We start from the raw sequence: 16,849 nt of genomic DNA, 5'->3' as shown, positions 1-16,849 counted from the left end.
AAAATTAAGAAGATAGATGGGATAACTCCCGGCATGCAATCGATTAGTTGAATTTTATCCAGCAATAACGGGCAGAAAAACCTCCACTGATGGAAGTTTCACTCTATCTGTGTGGCTAGTTTTAGATTTTGACGAATATGATTTTGTACATGCCTAAAGCGAGTTTTACAATTTTCATTTCTTCCACCATCAATAAAAATAAGAGCAGCTTTAGCTTTTATACCAATTTCAATATCTTCTTCTAATTTATTCTCCAGTGAAGATTTTAATACAAATGGATACTCCAAATATTAGCCATTTTTAAACGCTCAACTCAGTTAATTAAATTAGCAAATCTATCAATCTCCAAAAAAGCACAGACATTTCTTCTATTTTGAACTTGATTTCACTATTGCAATAGCTTTTATCCGATGAAGAATCGATTTTATACAATAACATAAATTTCTTTTTACAGGAAATAATGATAGTTATGAACTATTTAATTTACTAGTGGAGAAATAAATATGTCGAACCTTTTATATTATTTAGCTTTTTCAATGATTACGATGCTATTTTTCCTTTGTTTATTCATGCTTGTTGGTTGGCGTTGGTTAATGAAACGGATGGTGAAACAAATGGGGAAAATCATTTTAACCGACAGCTATCAAGAAAATCTTATCGAGATGATACCGGGCTTTCGGCATATGGGCATTCAAAATGTACTTGAAAATAGCTTGCGCGCAGAAACAGGCGATGTTCTTCATCGTCCACTCGGCTCTTCAAAAAGCTGGCCGCATTTTGATCCGATTACATTTATTCCTGCACAGACAACACCGTTTCCAGTTGATGGTGAAGAAGACGTAGATGTTAACGTAAGAATTGGACCAAAAGCAAAAAAACCAATGGAAATTAAAATTCCGCTTATGATTAGCGGGATGGCCTACGGGATAGCACTCAATGAAGGAGTGAGGATTGCTTTGGCGGAAGCCGCTAAAAACACAGGAACAGCAATTAATTCCGGTGAAGGTGGAATCTTACCTGAAGAATTAGATATGGCAGGAAAGTATATTTTACAATTTTCAAAAACATCATGGTCAAAGGAAAAAGACGTTATTAAGCGTGCTAACATGATTGAAATTAAGTTTGGACAAGGTGCATTAATGGGGATGGGGGCGAAAATTTCACCAAATAATTTAACAGGGCGCGCTCGTGAAGTGATGGGACTTAAAGAAAATGAGGATGCAGTGATTTTTGAACATTTTTTTGAAAATCAAACTCTAGAGGATATTAAAGGACTTATTGAGGAACTTAGGGACATGTCAGGCGGTGTTCCAATTGGTGTGAAAATTGGCGCAGCTGGAAAAATTGAAGAAGACATCGATCGTTTAATTGACATAGGTGTTGATTTTATTACAATTGACGGCGGACAAGCAGCCACATTCGGTGCACCGCCCATTTTATCCGATGACTTTGGAATACCAACATTGCATGCGGTTGTCCGAGCTGCAAATCATTTAGAAAAAAGAAATATGAAAGGAGAAGTTAGTTTAATTGCATCAGGAGGACTTTTTACACCTGGCCACTTTTTAAAAGTGCTTGCACTTGGTGCCGATGCGGTTTATTTGGGGTCTGTCATGTTATTTACTGTCGCACATAGCCAAGTATTGCAATCACTTCCATTTGAACCGCCTACACAAGTTGTTTGGAATAAAGGGAAATTCAGAGATCAATTTAAGATCGAAGAAGGGGTAAAAACAGCGGAGAAATTCTTAATATCAAGTACAGAAGAAATGAAAATGGGATTAAGGGCGATGGGGAAACGCTCTTTAAAAGAGTTGTCAAAAAAAGATTTAGTATCCTATGATTACTTGACTGCGCAAATGATTGGAATTCCTTTTTCATTTAAGTCTTGGGAAGAAAAACAAAAAGAGAAATAGGCGAATATTTATGTGAGAAGCTTTTAGTTAATTTATGAAAAGCAGGGGAAGAATCACATATACCATGAAATATTGGAAATAATAAAGTGAAATTGGGTACTCTTCATCTCCCATCTATCTTCTTCGCTTTTCTCTGAATCTTAAGGTGGGGGATCTTACCGCCCACGAATAGCGGGATAAACTGAAAAATAGTAATTCTTTATGGATGAATATCCTCTCAACACTGAAAACGTTCACTATTCACTATAATGTTTGTTTTTACGTTAGGGAATGATGTTAGATTGTTGTGAAACTAAGCAAGATGCTTTGATTCCTTCTGAAATTAGTACCGTACTAGATTGCAGTTTAATTAGAATGTACACTAAGCTTTTTAAGAGAAAGAGTGATGAGAATGAGAGAGCAGAAATCAAAGATTGGGCAAATAAAAAAAACAACCAATACATATGAAGATAAGCAGGAAGTTAGGTCTTTTCAAGACTCAACAGAACCTTTTACAGGCGATTTCACTTTGGATTTAGAACTTGTAAAGAAAGAAATTAGTTATAACTCAGATGTGCACTTTCGGGAGTTTAACATTGGGCGTACAGGTATTCAGGCGGCAATCTTTTTTGTGGAAGGGCTGTCGGATAAAGAGCTTATCGACACACATATTCTGAAATCATTGATGCTTGATTTTAATGCAGAATACAAACGTGATTCATCTTATATGGAAGGTACAGTTTCAAAAGAGTTTATTAAAAATCAAATTCTTTCCATTAGTGAAGTAAAAGAAGTTCATCATATAAAAGATTTGATGTCAAAAGTGTTGACGGGTTCAACAGCACTTTTGATTGATGGATCATCAGATGTGTTAATTCTTGATACAACGAAAGGGAGAGCGCGGAATGTCGAAGAGCCGGTATCAGAGGTATCGGTCAGAGGTCCACGGGTAGGTTTCACAGAAGTTTTAAGCGATAATACCGCTCTTTTACGACGCCATGGTGAAAATGAAGGCTTATCATTAATAAAATTTCAAGTAGGAAAGCGGGCAAAAAAAGAACTAGCTGTTGCTTATATGAAAGAAATTGCTAACTCGGAATTAGTAGAAGAAGTTAAGAAGAAAATTCAGAAAATTGATATTGATAATGTACTGGAATCAGGCTATGTAGAGCAGCTCATCGAAGATAATTATTTCAGTCCTTTTGCACAAGCACAGAGTACGGAGCGCCCTGATCGCGTCATCGCCGCACTAATGGAAGGTCGGGTTGCAATTTTATTAGACGGGACACCTTTTGTTTTAATCGTTCCAGTTACATTTAGTATGATGATGCAATCGCCTGAAGATTATTATGAACGTTGGATTCCCGGCACGCTCATCCGCCTATTACGTTTTGGAGCAGCTATCATTTGTCTTTTTACACCAGCCTTGTATATTTCTTTTATCTCGTTTCACCCTGGGTTGATTCCGACCAAGCTAGCCGTTTCCATTATAGGAGGACGAGAAGGTGTTCCGTTTCCTGCAATTATAGAAGCACTGCTTATGGAAGTAGCTATCGAAATTTTACGGGAAGCTGGACTGCGTTTGCCAAAACCAATCGGCTCGGCGATGGGGATTGTTGGCGGATTAATCATTGGACAGGCTGCGGTAGAAGCAGGGATTGTTAGTCCAATGATGGTAATCGTAGTAGCTGCAACTGCCATTTCCTCATTTGCTCTCACACCTTATAGTACAGCGGTTCCACTGCGCATTCTTCGTTTTGTAGGCATGTTTTGTGCTGCCGTGTTTGGATTGTACGGGGTCATTCTGTTTTTCCTCTTCTTATGCAGTCATTTGGTGAAACTAAAGAGTTTTGGCGTACCTTATGTCAGTCCGGCTGTTCCTTATCGATTAAGTGATTGGAAAGACTTTTTGGTTCGCATGCCATTTCAAATGATGAAACGTCGTCCGAAGATGCTAAATCCGAAAGACTCCATACGAAAAGGATAGCTTACTTTGAAAAGGAAGTGACCAGTGATGATTACTAAACCTAAAGATCGAATTAAGACGTCGCAAGCAGCTGTTATTCTTATTAATTATGTACTTGCAGCAGGTATTCTCACCTTGCCTAGAACAGCTGGGGACAAAGTGAAGACACCAGATGTTTGGATAACTGTTATTTTAGGCGGAGTGATTGCGATGGTTGCAGGATTGATTATGGTTAAATTAAGCCAACAGTTTCCCGAAAAAACATTTTATCAATACAGCCAAGATATTGTAGGAAAATGGGTCGGCGGGTTATTGAGTCTATTTATAATAGGTTACTTTTTTACACTTTCCTCATTTGAAGTTAGAGTGCTAGAAGAAGTAACGAGTTTTTTTTTACTGGAAGGCACCCCTGGCTGGGTTATTATCATGACATTTATGTGGGTCAGTCTTTATTTGATGTTAGGTGGCATAAACCCGATGGCTCGTCTGTTTGAAATTATATTCCCCATTACGGTCTTTCTTTTTTTGCTGACTGCCTTCATGAGTATTGGGATATTTGAGATAGATAATCTTCGTCCGGTATTAGGATTAGGGATTATGCCAGTGCTAAAAGGGATAAAGACAACAAGTCTCGCATATTCAGGATTTGAAATTATGTTGCTCCTTTTGGCGTTCATGCAAGAGCCAAATAAGGCCGCAAAGGTTGTTCTAGTCGGGACTCTCGTTCCCATGATTTTTTATGTCATTACAGTTGTGATGGTTATCGGGGCGTTTTCCGTCGATGGAGTGATAACGAGAACATGGCCAACGTTTGATCTTATGCGAAGTTTTGAAATTCCTGGCTTAATATTTGAACGTTTTGAATCTTTATTACTTGTAATATGGATTATGCAAATTTTTTCAACCTATACAATCTGCTACTATGCTGCTGCTTTAGGGCTGGCGCAACTCTTTAAAAAGAACATTCATTCGTTTATGTATGGGTTACTTCCGTTTGTTTACATCATTTCCATAACTCCCAAAAATACCAATGATGTATTTAAATTGGGGGATATGATTGGTAATACTGCTTTGTTATTATTCGGTATATTGCCATTACTTCTTCTCATAATCTTCAGATGGAGGAAGAGAAAGAATGAAACAAAGTCTTAATTATGTACGGTTCCTCTTGATTTTACCCCTAATTTTTTTACTTTTGTCTCTTACAGGATGCTGGAGCAGCCATGAAATTGAAGGGTTGGGTTTCGAGGTAGGGTTGGCATTTGATAAAGGAAAGGAGTCAACTGTTGAGAAAAAATTCCAAAAACAAGGCGGAGGGTATGCGAAGAAGAATATTATAACATCGACCTATCAATTTGTTGAACCGCAATCATCAAGTGGAGGAGGGAAGGGCGGAGGATCACAACAAAAAGCTTACAAGAATGTTTCTGAAACCGGAGATTCTCTCCACCAAATGATTCGTGAAGTTTCATTAAGAAGAGATCGTCCTATCATTTTTCACCACACGAAAGTAATAGTTATTAGCGCTGATCTCGCGCGCACGTTTAGTTTGAAAAAGTTACTTGATGTTTATCTTCGTGATAATGAGATTCGACCAAGCTGCCTCATGTTAATTAGCAAGGGGCGAGCTAGCAAGACGCTAGAAACAGATGAACCAGGAGAAATTCCGGCGTTTCGTTTATTTGGAATCGCAGATAATCAATATAGAACATCAAGGATTTTACCTCCTGTGCCTCTCGCTAAATTACCAGGCAAGATGCAATCAGACTCCAGTTTTCTCTTGCAAAATGTGCTTTCGTCAGATGGGGAAGTAAAATTTTCGGGAGCTGCTGTAATTAAAGGAAAGACAAAAAAGTTGCGCGGCTTTTTGAGTGAAAAGGAATTGGAAGGCTTAACATGGATATCTGGGAAGGGGAAAGGCGGTTTGGTGAAAGGCGTTGATAAAAAGACAGGACAGCTTATCATGTATGAGGTCGCGTCTATGAAAAGTAAGATTACCCCTCACGTTAAAGGAAACAAAATCTCTTTTGATGTAAAGATGGAATCAGAGGGACGAATATCCGAAAAATGGGTCGTTTCGGGGAATCCTTTAAAAAATGAGTTTCTAAAAAGAGCAGAGAAAGCCGCTGAGCAAGAAGTAGATCGATTAGTGAAGCATACATTAGAAAAAATTCAAAAGGAATATCAGGTCGACGTTGCTGGATTCGGAAACAGATTAAGAATTGAGTATCCTAAAACATGGGAAAAAGTCAAAAAGGATTGGGATAAAACATTTAGTGAGGTTCCAATCAAATACAGCGTAAAATTAACTATTACGGGTTATGGCGCGAAAGGGTCTTAAGAGTGAGATTACTTGCTCAATAGTTTTTTATCTATTCATGTTAAATGGAGCAAACCTTTGCAAAAAATCAATTTAAATCAGCATTAGTAAACATTAGGATTCACAACCTTTTTTGAAGATTATTTTACATTAAAAAAAGAAAAGAACAGTGAGTTTAAACATCACTGTTCTAACTTTTTATAAATCTGGCTTTAGCGTTAGTGTTACACAGACTCTTTATACACTAACAATTTATCAACGTTGACAATTGTCTTCCCATTTACAGCGGCATGTCCTTTTCCAAGAACGAATCCACGTTTATTTCGAATAACTTCATAATATAGGTCTAATCGATCACCGGGCCCAGCGGATCCCAAAAATGCTACTCCTTCTAGTGATGAGAGAAATCCTAACCCAGCAGTATTTTCCACGCTGACAAATGCTCCGAGTTGTGCAATTGCTTCAACAATTAACATGTTTGGCATTGTCGTTTGTGATTCTGTAATAAACCATTCATTGTAACTTACATTTTTATATCCTTTTACCGACTTGCCGGATTCCATTTCAATGATATGATCAACCATTAAAAAAGGATATCGGTGCGGCAGTACACTTTTAATGTTAACTTTGTTCATGCGTTACCTCCTGATTATATTATTCAAATTAAGAGAGGAGAACTGTAACAGCTATGGTATGTATTTTTTTATTCCTTTTATGAAAAATACCCCCCTGCTTCGAAAAAAAGAGCAGGAGAAAGGTAATTAATTTCTTACTAAATCGGCTGCACTCTCACTAGAAAAAATACCACTATTTTTAATGTTGTTAACTACTTGTTTTAACTTCTCTTCATTTTGAACAAGGGCAATGCGAACAAAGCCTTCGCCATGCGGGCCAAACGCATGACCAGGTGTGACAACGACATTGGCACGATCAATTAATGCGTATGCAAATTCTAAAGAAGTCCATCCTTTTGGAATTTCTGCCCATATGAACATACTTCCAGCTGGTTTTTCAACATGCCAGCCTGCTTCAGCTAGTCCATCAATGAATGTATCTCTTCGTTTTTGATATATCGCCCGGTTTGCTGCGCAATATGAAGCACCTTTTCGCAAAGCAACAGTTGCGGCTTTTTGAATAGGAAGAAAGACACCGTAATCTATGTTTGATTTAAATTGTTTAAGCGTTTCTACAATCTCTTTATTTCCAATCATATAGCCAATACGACTACCAGCTAAGCTATAACTTTTAGATAGAGAGTTGATTTCGACACCAACATCTTTTGAACCCGGAACGGATAGGAAGCTAATAGGCTTTTGTCCGTCATAATAAAATTCAGAGTAAGCAAAGTCATGAACAACGATAATATTATATTCTTTTGCAAAAGCAATTACATCAGTAAAAAATGATTCTGTCGCCATTGCCGGTACAGGATTACCTGGAAAGTTTAATATCATCATTTTTGCTTTTTCGGCAACTTCTTTTGGAATCGCATGTAAATCAGGAAGAAAAGCATTTTCTTTTTTTAATGGCATAAAATATGGAGTTGCACCTGCCATTGCAAGTCCTGTTGCATATGCCGTATAACCTGGGTCTGGAACAAGGATAATATCATCTGGATTAGCAAAGGCCATCGGTAAATGAACAAGTCCATCTTGTGATCCCATTAATAATAATACTTCGTTATCAGCATTTAAAGTGACATGGTGATTAATCTCATAATATTCTGTCACAGCATTGTGAAATTCTTGTGTACCTGTCAATGTATATCCATAATTCTTTTTTTCGTTTGTTGCACTCATTAGTGTTTCTCTCACAATATCAGCTGGAGGCATATCTGGATTTCCAATACTTAAATCAATAATTTCATGACCTTCTGCAATTTTCTCTTTTTTATAGACTGCTAATTCACTAAAAATTGAAGATTGAAATGCTTTCATTCTTGTTGCTAGCGTGTACTTCATGAAGAACCCCTCCTAAAAATACTACTGTTGTCATTAAATTTTGTTCTTAGTATTCATATTCTTTTATTTTTCTGAAAACACACATATTTATATTTTAACATTTTTTTACGAAAACACAAAACTAGCAATGAAAACGAAATTTCATTTACTGTATTATGTTTATAAATATTAATAAAAAATAATATAAACCCTCTAAAATTTACACTAGAATATAGATTCCTTATTCATATAAATACTTCAAAAAGGCAGCTCACTTCAAAGAATTCATTACATACATCTATTACAATTTTCTTCACAACATTTATGACTCCCAATAACTAATTTTCATAAATCAGGTAACAATAGAAAATAGATATTGATAAAAGGAGAAATAAAGATGAAGCAAATTCCTATTGGTGTATCAAATCGCCATATTCATGTGACGAAGGAAGCGTTAGAAAAGCTTTTTGGAGAAGGGCATGAGTTAACAGTAGCAAAAGAACTTTCTCAGCCAGGAGAATTCGCTGCAGCAGAAACCGTTACAATTAAGACCGAGAAATCAGAAATTGCGAAAGTACGAATTCTTGGGCCAGTTCGCAAATTTACACAAGTTGAGATTTCAAAGACAGATGCACGCAAACTTGGAATTGATGCACCCATTCGTTCATCGGGAAACATTGATGGAACACCTGGTATTACAGTAATCGGTCCGAACGGTGAAATTCAAATTGATAAAGGGGTAATTGTTGCTGAGCGCCATATTCATATGACATCAAAAGATGCAGAACATTTTCAAGTAAGAGATGGTCAATATGTGAATATTAAAGTAGGTGGTGACCGAGCGCTAATTTTTCATCAAGTATTAATTCGTGTGAAAGATTCATTTGCATTAGATATGCATATTGATACGGATGAAGCAAACAGTGGAAATATCAAAACGGGTGACTTTGGTGAACTGCTTTCATAATAATGAAAGCCATCTCTAATTTGAGATGGCTTCTACATATTTGTTGTCTGAGAAGTACTTTTACTCGGTTGTTTTTGCTGTGATAATGAAACAAAAATAATAAGTAGCGAAATGACACCAAAAATAAGTACCATATATTGCAATCCGATTGTATCTAAGAAGAAACCCGTTCCGAGTAAGACAATTTGGAACATTACACGCTCAAACATATTACGGAATGAGAATATACGCCCATGGTAGCTTTTATCAATTTTTGTTTGGAAAATCGTTGACATAACAGGAAAGAAGCAGCCAACACTAAATCCAAACATACCGAAAGATACAAGTGTCATCCATTTTATATTACTAAAAAAGAGAGATAAGTGAGAGAAAGCAATACAAAATGAAAAGATATACAGTAACTTATACGATGAAACGTGTTCTGATAAACGTTTAATTACAAATGCACCGAGCATAAACGATAAACCTTCAATTGTATAAATAAAACCTTTAATTGTTGTATCATGCTGCATTTCACTAAGATTAATAACCATTAAGTTAAAGCCGCCGATAAATAAAAGTGGGATAATGCTTAAAATTAAAGCACGAAATGCAATAGGGACTTCTTTTAAAATGTGAAACACTTCCATAAAACTTGTATTTTGTGATTTCTTTTTATTCGTTATATTTGTTTTCGTATCTTCAAAGTTTAATAATAAAGTAGAAAAGAATAATAGTGCGTATGCAGCCATTGAAAAAGCATACATATATTTTAAACTCATTACAACAAGAAGGACTCCGCCCAGCGAGGTACCAACAATACGAGCGATTGTTCCAATGTTCATATGAATTCCATTCATTTGTAATAATTCATGTTCTTGAACAATAAGCGGGATAACAGATTGTAGTGCAGGGAAATAAAAAGCTGCAGAAATTTGAATAGCGATCATAAATAAAATCATAAATAAAATACTCTCGTAATGAATAGCAAAAAACATAAAAATAACACTTAATACACGGCCAAAACCTGCATAGAGAAGTACTTTTTTCTTAGAATATTGGTCAATAAATCTTCCTGCCATCGGACCAACAAGGACTCCGGCTAATAATCCAATAAACATAATAACTGATTTCATAAAATCAGATGGAACATGCTTTTGCATGAATTCTAGGTTACCTAAAATTCCAAGCCATAAACCTACTCCGGCAATGAATTCACCAGTGAGAACAATCCATACGTTTTTATTGCGCCACATAGAATAACCTCGCAGTCTTTAATTGTAGTAAAAATCTTATATAAAGCCTCCTTTTTATTTCATTTACAGTCTTATTTTTTGAGTCAGAGTATATATTAAGGGTTTAAAAGAAGAATTTCAATTTTTTTGATTTAAAAGTTATTTTCATTGCTAATAGAAAGATTGAAATAGGTTAATTAACCATTAATATATATAATTAACAGGAAAATCAGGACATGAAATCGTATATCGATTATGACGAATGTATATATAGGAGGACTAGATATGATAAATAAATTACGTATAATGACGACAGCTTATTTATTTAACGAAGATGAAATATTGCTTATGCAGCGATCGATGGATAAAAAACTTGCTCCAGGTATGTGGTCTGGTATTGGCGGACATGTTGAAGCGAACGAACATGAAAATATAAAAACATCTTGTTTAAGGGAAATACAAGAAGAAACAGGGTTAACAGCAGAACATATTTTATCATTCAAGTTAAGATATATCATTTTACGACAGAAAGACAATGAGTTGCGTCAACAGTATATTTATTTTGGACAAACGACTACAAAACATGTAGGTGAAACGAGGGAAGGAAAGTTACATTGGATCCCGAGGCAATGTATATTTAATCGTGAAATGACAGAAAGTAATCGTTTTACATTGCAACACTATTTAGAAAATCATTCTACTCAACATGTTTGGGTGGGGGTTATGGGTGAACGTGATTCAAAAGCGATAATCAGCTGGATGCAGATGCGTGATTGGGAAGAGCCTGTCCTTGCCCAGTAACAATTAAATGAATGATGCTTCGTTTATTCAATTATGATTTCAAATAGTTGATTTTATATTTTTCCGCTATAAAAATTAGTTTCAGTAGAACTTTAATAGCTGTTCATATAACTTGATGAAGGAAAAGGCGATTTAAGGGGCTGATATAGATGAATAATGAAAAGTTAGTTGTGAACCACTTTGGTCAAAATGCTGCGAAATATGTAACGAGTCAAATTCATGCAAAGGGAAAAGATTTACAATTTCTCATTGGAAACATTCGAAACAATAAAAATGATCGCCTTCTTGATATTGCGACCGGTGGAGGACACGTTGTAAATGCATTAGCTTCTTTATTTCAAGATGTCGTTGCATTTGATTTGACGGAGAACATGTTAGAAAAAGCGGAACAATTTATTCGTTCAAATGGACATACAAATGTTTCATTTGTACAAGGGAACGCAGAGAAATTACCATTTCCAAATGAATCATTTGATACAATTACATGCCGCATCGCTGCGCATCATTTTTCGAATGTTAATCAGTTTGTTACAGAAGTACATCGAACGCTAGAAAAAGATGGTCTATTTCTTCTTATTGATAATGTCGCTCCGGAAATTGAAGAGTACGATGCTTTTTATAACTTTTTAGAGAAGAAGCGTGATCCAAGTCACCATCGTGCTTATAAAAAAACAGAATGGATATCGTTATTAGAAAGAAATGGTTTACAGGTGCAATCATATACCACTTTTGATAAAGAATTTAAGTTTGAGTGGTGGTGTGATATGATGAGTGTTCCTAAAAATGAAAGGGCTGAATTAACACAATATATGATAAATGCTCCTAAAGACATACAAGAATGGTTTCATATCACGATAGAAAAAAATGAAGTACAGTCTTTTTATACTGAAATGACTTTGTTTGTTGCTAAAAAATCATCTACTCTAAAACGATAATTCATACTTGCGATATTTATAGTAGTCGATATACTTGGTAGAGTGGAATATATAAGCAAGGAGCAAAAACAATGATTCGTGTACGTATTGAAGGAACAGAAGCTGAGGTTATGCAATTTTTAAAAGATATGCCGGAGGTACCGGGATATGAAAAAACGCATTCTCGTGAACCAAGGAAAGGAAATAACCCAAAATATACAAATAGTAAAAGTGTTTTAGCATATTTAACATATAAGCAAAAAGAACAAACAAAATAATAAATTACAAAATAACCAAGCCTATGTAGGGTTGGTTATTTTATTTTGCAAAAGAAAGAAAAACGATACTTATAACTTATTAACTTGATGAATAGCCGATGAGAACCTAAATGCAACATGATCATGTGTAGATATGACGAACACAGAATGGATAAAAGACATATATTATTTTGAAAAGAAAACAACTTCTATTTGGAATAGGTAAAGGATGTTTATCATGCCTGAAATGAGTTACCAAGGGTTAACAGGTGAAGTAATTACAAGATATGATCGAGAATATGAAGAAGCTAGACAAGAGTGGAATCAAGCAAATCAAAAATTCCCTTTAGTTATTGTATATTGTTATACAAAATGGGATGTGAGTAATGCGATTATTTGGGCAAGAAAAAATTGCATAGAAATCCGGATTCGATCAGGTGGACATCATTATGAAGGATATTCTATTGGGAATCGTGTTCTTGTTATTGATATAAGTAGATTGAATCGCATGCAATTGAATGAGAATAAGCATACGTTAAAAGTGCAAGGCGGAGTAAAGAATAAGCAAGTCTATGATTTTATTTCTGCGAAAGGGTATCCATTTCCTGGGGGGACTTGTCCGACTGTAGGGGTAAGTGGGTACACATTAGGAGGCGGATGGGGATATTCGAGCAGATACCTTGGACTTGGATGTGATAGTTTACTAGAATTGGAATTAATAGATTATACAGGGAGATTGATTATTGCAAACGAAAAGTCTCATAAAGATTTATTTTGGGCATGCTGCGGAGCTGGTGGCGGGAACTTTGGTGTTGTTGTATCCATGACATTTAAACTCCCAGCAAAAGTAGATAAAGTGACTTTAGTTGAAATATATTGGCCAGATGCTTTATTAGAAACACACAGAGAATTTCTGAATAAATGGCAAGAGTGGACAATTAATTTAGATAACAGAATGACGCTTGGTGCCAGTATATATAATTCAGAAACTGAGGAAAGAGCGATTTATGGTGGAGGAATATTTTATGGTAAGCCAGAAGAAGCAGAAGAAATTTTACAAATGTTAATCAACATAGATGGCGTAAGAATGAGTTTAGAATATATAACATTTTTTGAAGCTATTACAAAGGCACAATCATCTTATCCAGAATCAGAGATGTTTAAATCTACAGGAAGATTTGTGTATCAGGAGTATGATGAACAAGAAATCAATGCTATTGTTGACCTCATTCAAGAGAGAGCAGCAGGAAGTATTTTTGCAGCAGTAAGTCTATATGCATTTGGTGGAAAAGTAAAAGAGGTGCCTAAAGAAGCAACAGCATTTTATTATCGAGATGCCGAGTATATAATGGGGATTCAAACTATATGGGAGGATGCAAAATTTGCAAAAGATAATACTAAATGGATGGAACAGAGTTTTAAATATATAGAATCAATAACAGAAGGATCATTTGTGAATTTCCCTTATAGTGGTTTGGAAAATTATGAAGAAGCTTACTATGGCAAAAATGCAAAGAAATTACGAAAAGTGAAAGAGAAATATGATCCGCTAAATGTATTCTCGTTTCCGCAAGGAGTAATGTAAAGAATGTACACAAATCAATATCTTAATTTTATAAACCCATGAATAAGTCGCCATTTCCATTTAAAAGAAATAGCGACTTTTGCTTTGAATAAATTAGATAAGATGTATGTAATCTAAAATATTTTTTCCAATTAAAAAAAGAGTAACAATAATAAATAATATTCTTATGATATTTCTTTTTTGCCTCCAGTTGCTAAGTTAAGAGTTTTACATATCCAGAAAATGAAAAAATTTACAGTAATCGTGAGAGAAAATCTTTTTTTATACGTTATATAAAGTGTAAAAGCTTTTATAAAAACATAAGGAGAGTTGTTGCATGAAGTCTAATGATACGAATTTTATTCGGCGATTACAGCGACAAAAAGAAGACGCACTCGAATTTATAGTCGATACGTATTTGCCATTAATAAAAGGGATCACTTATAAAATCCTTGCCCCGCTTGAAAATAAAGGTGTCATAGAAGAATGTGTAAATGATATTTTTCTGTCCATATGGAACAATTCAAAAAAGTTCCATGGAGATCAAGCGGATTTTAAGAAATGGATTTGTGCCATCGCTAAGTTTAAAGCAATTGATTATTATAGAAAAAGTGTTACAAATGTAGAACTTCCTCAAAATTACATGGATTTGAATGCAGAAAAATCAGTAGAAGATGAATTAATTTTAATAGAAAATCGAAATGAACTTATAAAGTTAATTAATCAGTTGGAGCCTGTTGATCGAGAGATTTTTATTATGAAGTTTCTTCTAGGTTTGAAGACGGAAGATATAGCAGAAAAATTTGGTTTAACTAGAGCGGCTATAGATAATCGGATTTATCGAGGTAAAAAGAAGCTACATAGAAATGCTACAAATCTTAACTTTGGAGGTAGTGTAGTATGAAGGATATTTATGAGTTATTAAATGATATAAATATAGATGAAACAGAATTTGAGGAAATGGAAGTAAATGAATTTGAAAAGGCGAAAGTGAAACGTGCTTTAAAACAATCCATACATGAGAAGGAAAATACAAAAAGTTGGAAAATGAAAATCGCTGCAGCTACAGTTATTGTTGGTTTATCAGCTACAACTTTCGGATTAGCGTTTCCTACTTATGCAGGGAGTTTACCTATAATAGGTGATGTTTTTCGATTTTTAGATAATGGGAGAACAGGTCTATATGATCGTTATAAAGAGTTTTCTACTGAAATGAATATGACAAAAGAAAATAAAGGCATTAAAGTTACTATCAATGATGCGATTTTTGATGGGAAAACAGTATCATTAACATATTCTATAGAAAGTGAGAAAGATTTAGGTGATGATCCTATTTTATTGGATAGTTTAGACATAATGGGGACAGATGGGATGACAGGCAGCGCTCGAATTTCAAAAGTTGCTGAAAAGAAGTATGTAGGCTTGGTAACAGCTACTCATCATAATGAAAGCAAAAAAGATTCTATAAATGTAAGATGGAATGTAGAAAGTATAACAATTCCAAATCAGAAGAAAGAGATAAAAGGAAACTGGAATTTTGCTTTTACTTTAAAAGCAATAAATAGTAAGGAAAAATCGATTATTGGTAGTGTAGAAAAAGATGGTGTACAAGTAAATATGGAGAAATTAGCAATAACACCGATGTCATTCATTGTTTACTACAACCAAGAGGTTTCTAAGGACGTTAGAAAAAAATGGGATGATGTGGATGTGGAGTTAGAAATTAAAGATAACTTAGGAAATCGATATTCGGGTGAAGGAAACGGGGGAAAAGGTACAGATCCATTTAATATAAGCTGGAGTAAAACTTTCCAAAAGCTTGATAAAAGTGCAACAAAACTAATCATAACTCCTCATGTTAACTTACGAATCCATACTCCTAATAATCACGGCGGAGTAGAAATGACAGGAGGAAAAGAAAAGAAAATTCAAGTACCAGAAAAATCTGGAGGAGAGAAGAATTTTGTTTTAGAAGATATTGTTATTGATTTAACGGAATGAAAATTTTATATACATATTTTCATGCATAGTTCCATAATAATGTAGTAAAACTAATGAATGATAAGTAATTTCGTATTTGTATCATATATAACTATGTTTAGTTATAAGGAGGAAATAACGTTATGTCATTCATATGGTCATTAATTGTTGGCGGCATTTTAGGGTGGTTTGCTGGCTTACTTATTGGAAAAGATATTCCTGGTGGTATTATTGGTAATATAATCGCCGGCATCATCGGCTCTTGGATTGGTACAGCTATATTTGGAAAATTCGGGCCAGTTATTGGTGGCTTTTACATTGTACCAGCTTTAATTGGTGCTCTTATACTTATCTTTATCGCTAGCTTTTTGCTCCGCTTGATGAAAAAATAAAACAAAAGGATTGTCTACTTTCGTAGGCAGTCCTTTTTTGTTAATCCCGCATTAGCCCCATCTCAAGATTCAGAGAAAAGCGAAGAAGATAGCGAGATAATTGCTGGCATGCGCCCGATTGGTTCAACTAACCATAAGTAGGAAAACCGTCTACTTATGGAAGTTTCACTTTATTTTGTGTTATGTTAATAAATCTGTTATGCTAGGAACATACCATTTGGAGGTGTCAACATGAAAAAATTTACAGTTAATTTTCATCAAGAAGACAATGCAAAAACAACGACTGTTTATAAGTTAAATGAAGATGACTTTAATAAAGCAACAGAAGGCGGAACTCGTCATCTGTTTGATTTAGATACAAATGTTGGCTTTTTTGTATTCTTTGATGCAGAAGATACAGAAGGTAATGAGCAGTATTTAATGCTTCAATATGAAGGTGATCAAGAGGAACCTATCGCTTGCTACGGTTTCGATTTAAAGCTATTTTATCAATTTGTAGCACTATATTTAAATGATCTTGAATTCCAAGGTGAAACAGATGAAGAAGAGGAAGAATATGGTCCAATTCATCACTTAGCTCACTTGCTGTACCATATTGTTGAAGATGGAAAAGAGATTGAAGCTTAATTACATAAGAAA

17 protein-coding genes are annotated in these 16,849 nt (G+C 34.9%); 13 read left to right on the top strand and 4 right to left on the bottom strand.

Annotated elements, in window-relative coordinates:
- Positions 1-98: 98 nt before the first annotated feature.
- Positions 99-287 (bottom strand): hypothetical protein, encoded by a 189-nt coding sequence (locus WAX78_RS02875; RefSeq protein ID WP_336480786.1) that lies wholly within the window; start codon positions 285-287, stop codon positions 99-101.
- Between the two features lie 216 nt (positions 288-503).
- On the opposite strand from WAX78_RS02875, the gene WAX78_RS02870 reads away from it, so the two are divergent.
- The 4 genes from WAX78_RS02870 to WAX78_RS02855 all read left to right on the top strand — a co-directional run bounded on the left by WAX78_RS02870 (position 504) and on the right by WAX78_RS02855 (position 6,202).
- Complete coding sequence (locus WAX78_RS02870; protein WP_336480785.1) at positions 504-1,916, top strand: FMN-binding glutamate synthase family protein; 1,413 nt, start codon at positions 504-506, stop codon at positions 1,914-1,916.
- Positions 1,917-2,301: 385 nt separating this feature from the next.
- Positions 2,302-3,882 (top strand): spore germination protein, encoded by a 1,581-nt coding sequence (locus WAX78_RS02865; RefSeq protein ID WP_336480784.1) that lies wholly within the window; start codon positions 2,302-2,304, stop codon positions 3,880-3,882.
- 27 nt (positions 3,883-3,909) lie between these two features.
- Positions 3,910-5,013 carry a spore germination protein gene (locus WAX78_RS02860; RefSeq protein WP_336480783.1) on the top strand — a complete coding sequence of 368 codons (1,104 nt, stop codon included), beginning with the start codon at positions 3,910-3,912 and terminating at the stop codon, positions 5,011-5,013.
- Complete coding sequence (locus WAX78_RS02855; protein ID WP_336480782.1) at positions 4,997-6,202, top strand: Ger(x)C family spore germination protein; 1,206 nt, start codon at positions 4,997-4,999, stop codon at positions 6,200-6,202. Before WAX78_RS02860 ends, WAX78_RS02855 begins: the two co-directional genes overlap by 17 nt.
- 203 nt (positions 6,203-6,405) lie before the next feature.
- On the opposite strand, the gene WAX78_RS02850 is transcribed toward WAX78_RS02855, so the two are convergent.
- Both WAX78_RS02850 and WAX78_RS02845 read right to left on the bottom strand, forming a co-directional pair.
- Positions 6,406-6,816 (bottom strand): 3-hydroxyacyl-ACP dehydratase FabZ family protein, encoded by a 411-nt coding sequence (locus WAX78_RS02850; RefSeq protein WP_336480781.1) that lies wholly within the window; start codon positions 6,814-6,816, stop codon positions 6,406-6,408.
- A 126-nt stretch (positions 6,817-6,942) separates the two neighbouring features.
- The gene (locus WAX78_RS02845) at positions 6,943-8,142 is read right to left on the bottom strand and encodes an LL-diaminopimelate aminotransferase (RefSeq protein ID WP_336480780.1); all 1,200 of its coding nucleotides are present in this window, start codon (positions 8,140-8,142) and stop codon (positions 6,943-6,945) included.
- Positions 8,143-8,518: 376 nt separating this feature from the next.
- Between WAX78_RS02845 and pduL the strand changes: the two genes are divergently transcribed.
- Complete coding sequence (pduL, locus tag WAX78_RS02840) at positions 8,519-9,088, top strand: phosphate propanoyltransferase (RefSeq protein WP_336480779.1); 570 nt, start codon at positions 8,519-8,521, stop codon at positions 9,086-9,088.
- 32 nt (positions 9,089-9,120) lie between these two features.
- Here pduL and WAX78_RS02835 read toward each other — a convergent pair whose 3' ends face one another.
- On the bottom strand, positions 9,121-10,323 hold the full coding sequence (locus WAX78_RS02835) for an MFS transporter (RefSeq protein ID WP_336480778.1): 1,203 nt from the start codon (positions 10,321-10,323) through the stop codon (positions 9,121-9,123).
- A 264-nt stretch (positions 10,324-10,587) separates the two neighbouring features.
- On the opposite strand from WAX78_RS02835, the gene WAX78_RS02830 reads away from it, so the two are divergent.
- From WAX78_RS02830 to WAX78_RS02795, 8 genes are all read left to right on the top strand, one after another.
- On the top strand, positions 10,588-11,103 hold the full coding sequence (locus tag WAX78_RS02830) for an NUDIX domain-containing protein (RefSeq protein ID WP_336480777.1): 516 nt from the start codon (positions 10,588-10,590) through the stop codon (positions 11,101-11,103).
- 149 nt (positions 11,104-11,252) lie between these two features.
- Positions 11,253-12,038 (top strand): class I SAM-dependent methyltransferase, encoded by a 786-nt coding sequence (locus tag WAX78_RS02825; protein ID WP_336480776.1) that lies wholly within the window; start codon positions 11,253-11,255, stop codon positions 12,036-12,038.
- Positions 12,039-12,109: 71 nt separating this feature from the next.
- Positions 12,110-12,295 (top strand): DUF3970 family protein, encoded by a 186-nt coding sequence (locus tag WAX78_RS02820; protein WP_336480775.1) that lies wholly within the window; start codon positions 12,110-12,112, stop codon positions 12,293-12,295.
- 217 nt (positions 12,296-12,512) lie between these two features.
- Entirely contained in the window at positions 12,513-13,859 is a 1,347-nt protein-coding gene (locus WAX78_RS02815; RefSeq protein WP_336480774.1) for an FAD-binding oxidoreductase, read from the top strand.
- Between the two features lie 316 nt (positions 13,860-14,175).
- The gene (locus tag WAX78_RS02810; RefSeq protein ID WP_336480773.1) at positions 14,176-14,742 is read left to right on the top strand and encodes a sigma-70 family RNA polymerase sigma factor; all 567 of its coding nucleotides are present in this window, start codon (positions 14,176-14,178) and stop codon (positions 14,740-14,742) included.
- Entirely contained in the window at positions 14,739-15,839 is a 1,101-nt protein-coding gene (locus WAX78_RS02805; RefSeq protein ID WP_336480772.1) for a DUF4179 domain-containing protein, read from the top strand. The genes WAX78_RS02810 and WAX78_RS02805 overlap by 4 nt, the downstream gene beginning before the upstream one ends.
- Positions 15,840-15,961: 122 nt before the next feature.
- Entirely contained in the window at positions 15,962-16,210 is a 249-nt protein-coding gene (locus tag WAX78_RS02800) for a GlsB/YeaQ/YmgE family stress response membrane protein (RefSeq protein WP_336480771.1), read from the top strand.
- A 231-nt stretch (positions 16,211-16,441) separates the two neighbouring features.
- Positions 16,442-16,837 (top strand): cytosolic protein, encoded by a 396-nt coding sequence (locus WAX78_RS02795; RefSeq protein ID WP_336480770.1) that lies wholly within the window; start codon positions 16,442-16,444, stop codon positions 16,835-16,837.
- The last annotated feature ends 12 nt before the right edge of the window (positions 16,838-16,849 follow it).

This window comes from Bacillus yunxiaonensis (assembly GCF_037104695.1).
Taxonomy (GTDB): domain Bacteria; phylum Bacillota; class Bacilli; order Bacillales; family Bacillaceae_G; genus Bacillus_A; species Bacillus_A yunxiaonensis.
Note: the sequence above shows the minus strand (reverse complement) of the source record. Positions and strands in the feature narration are given on the sequence as shown.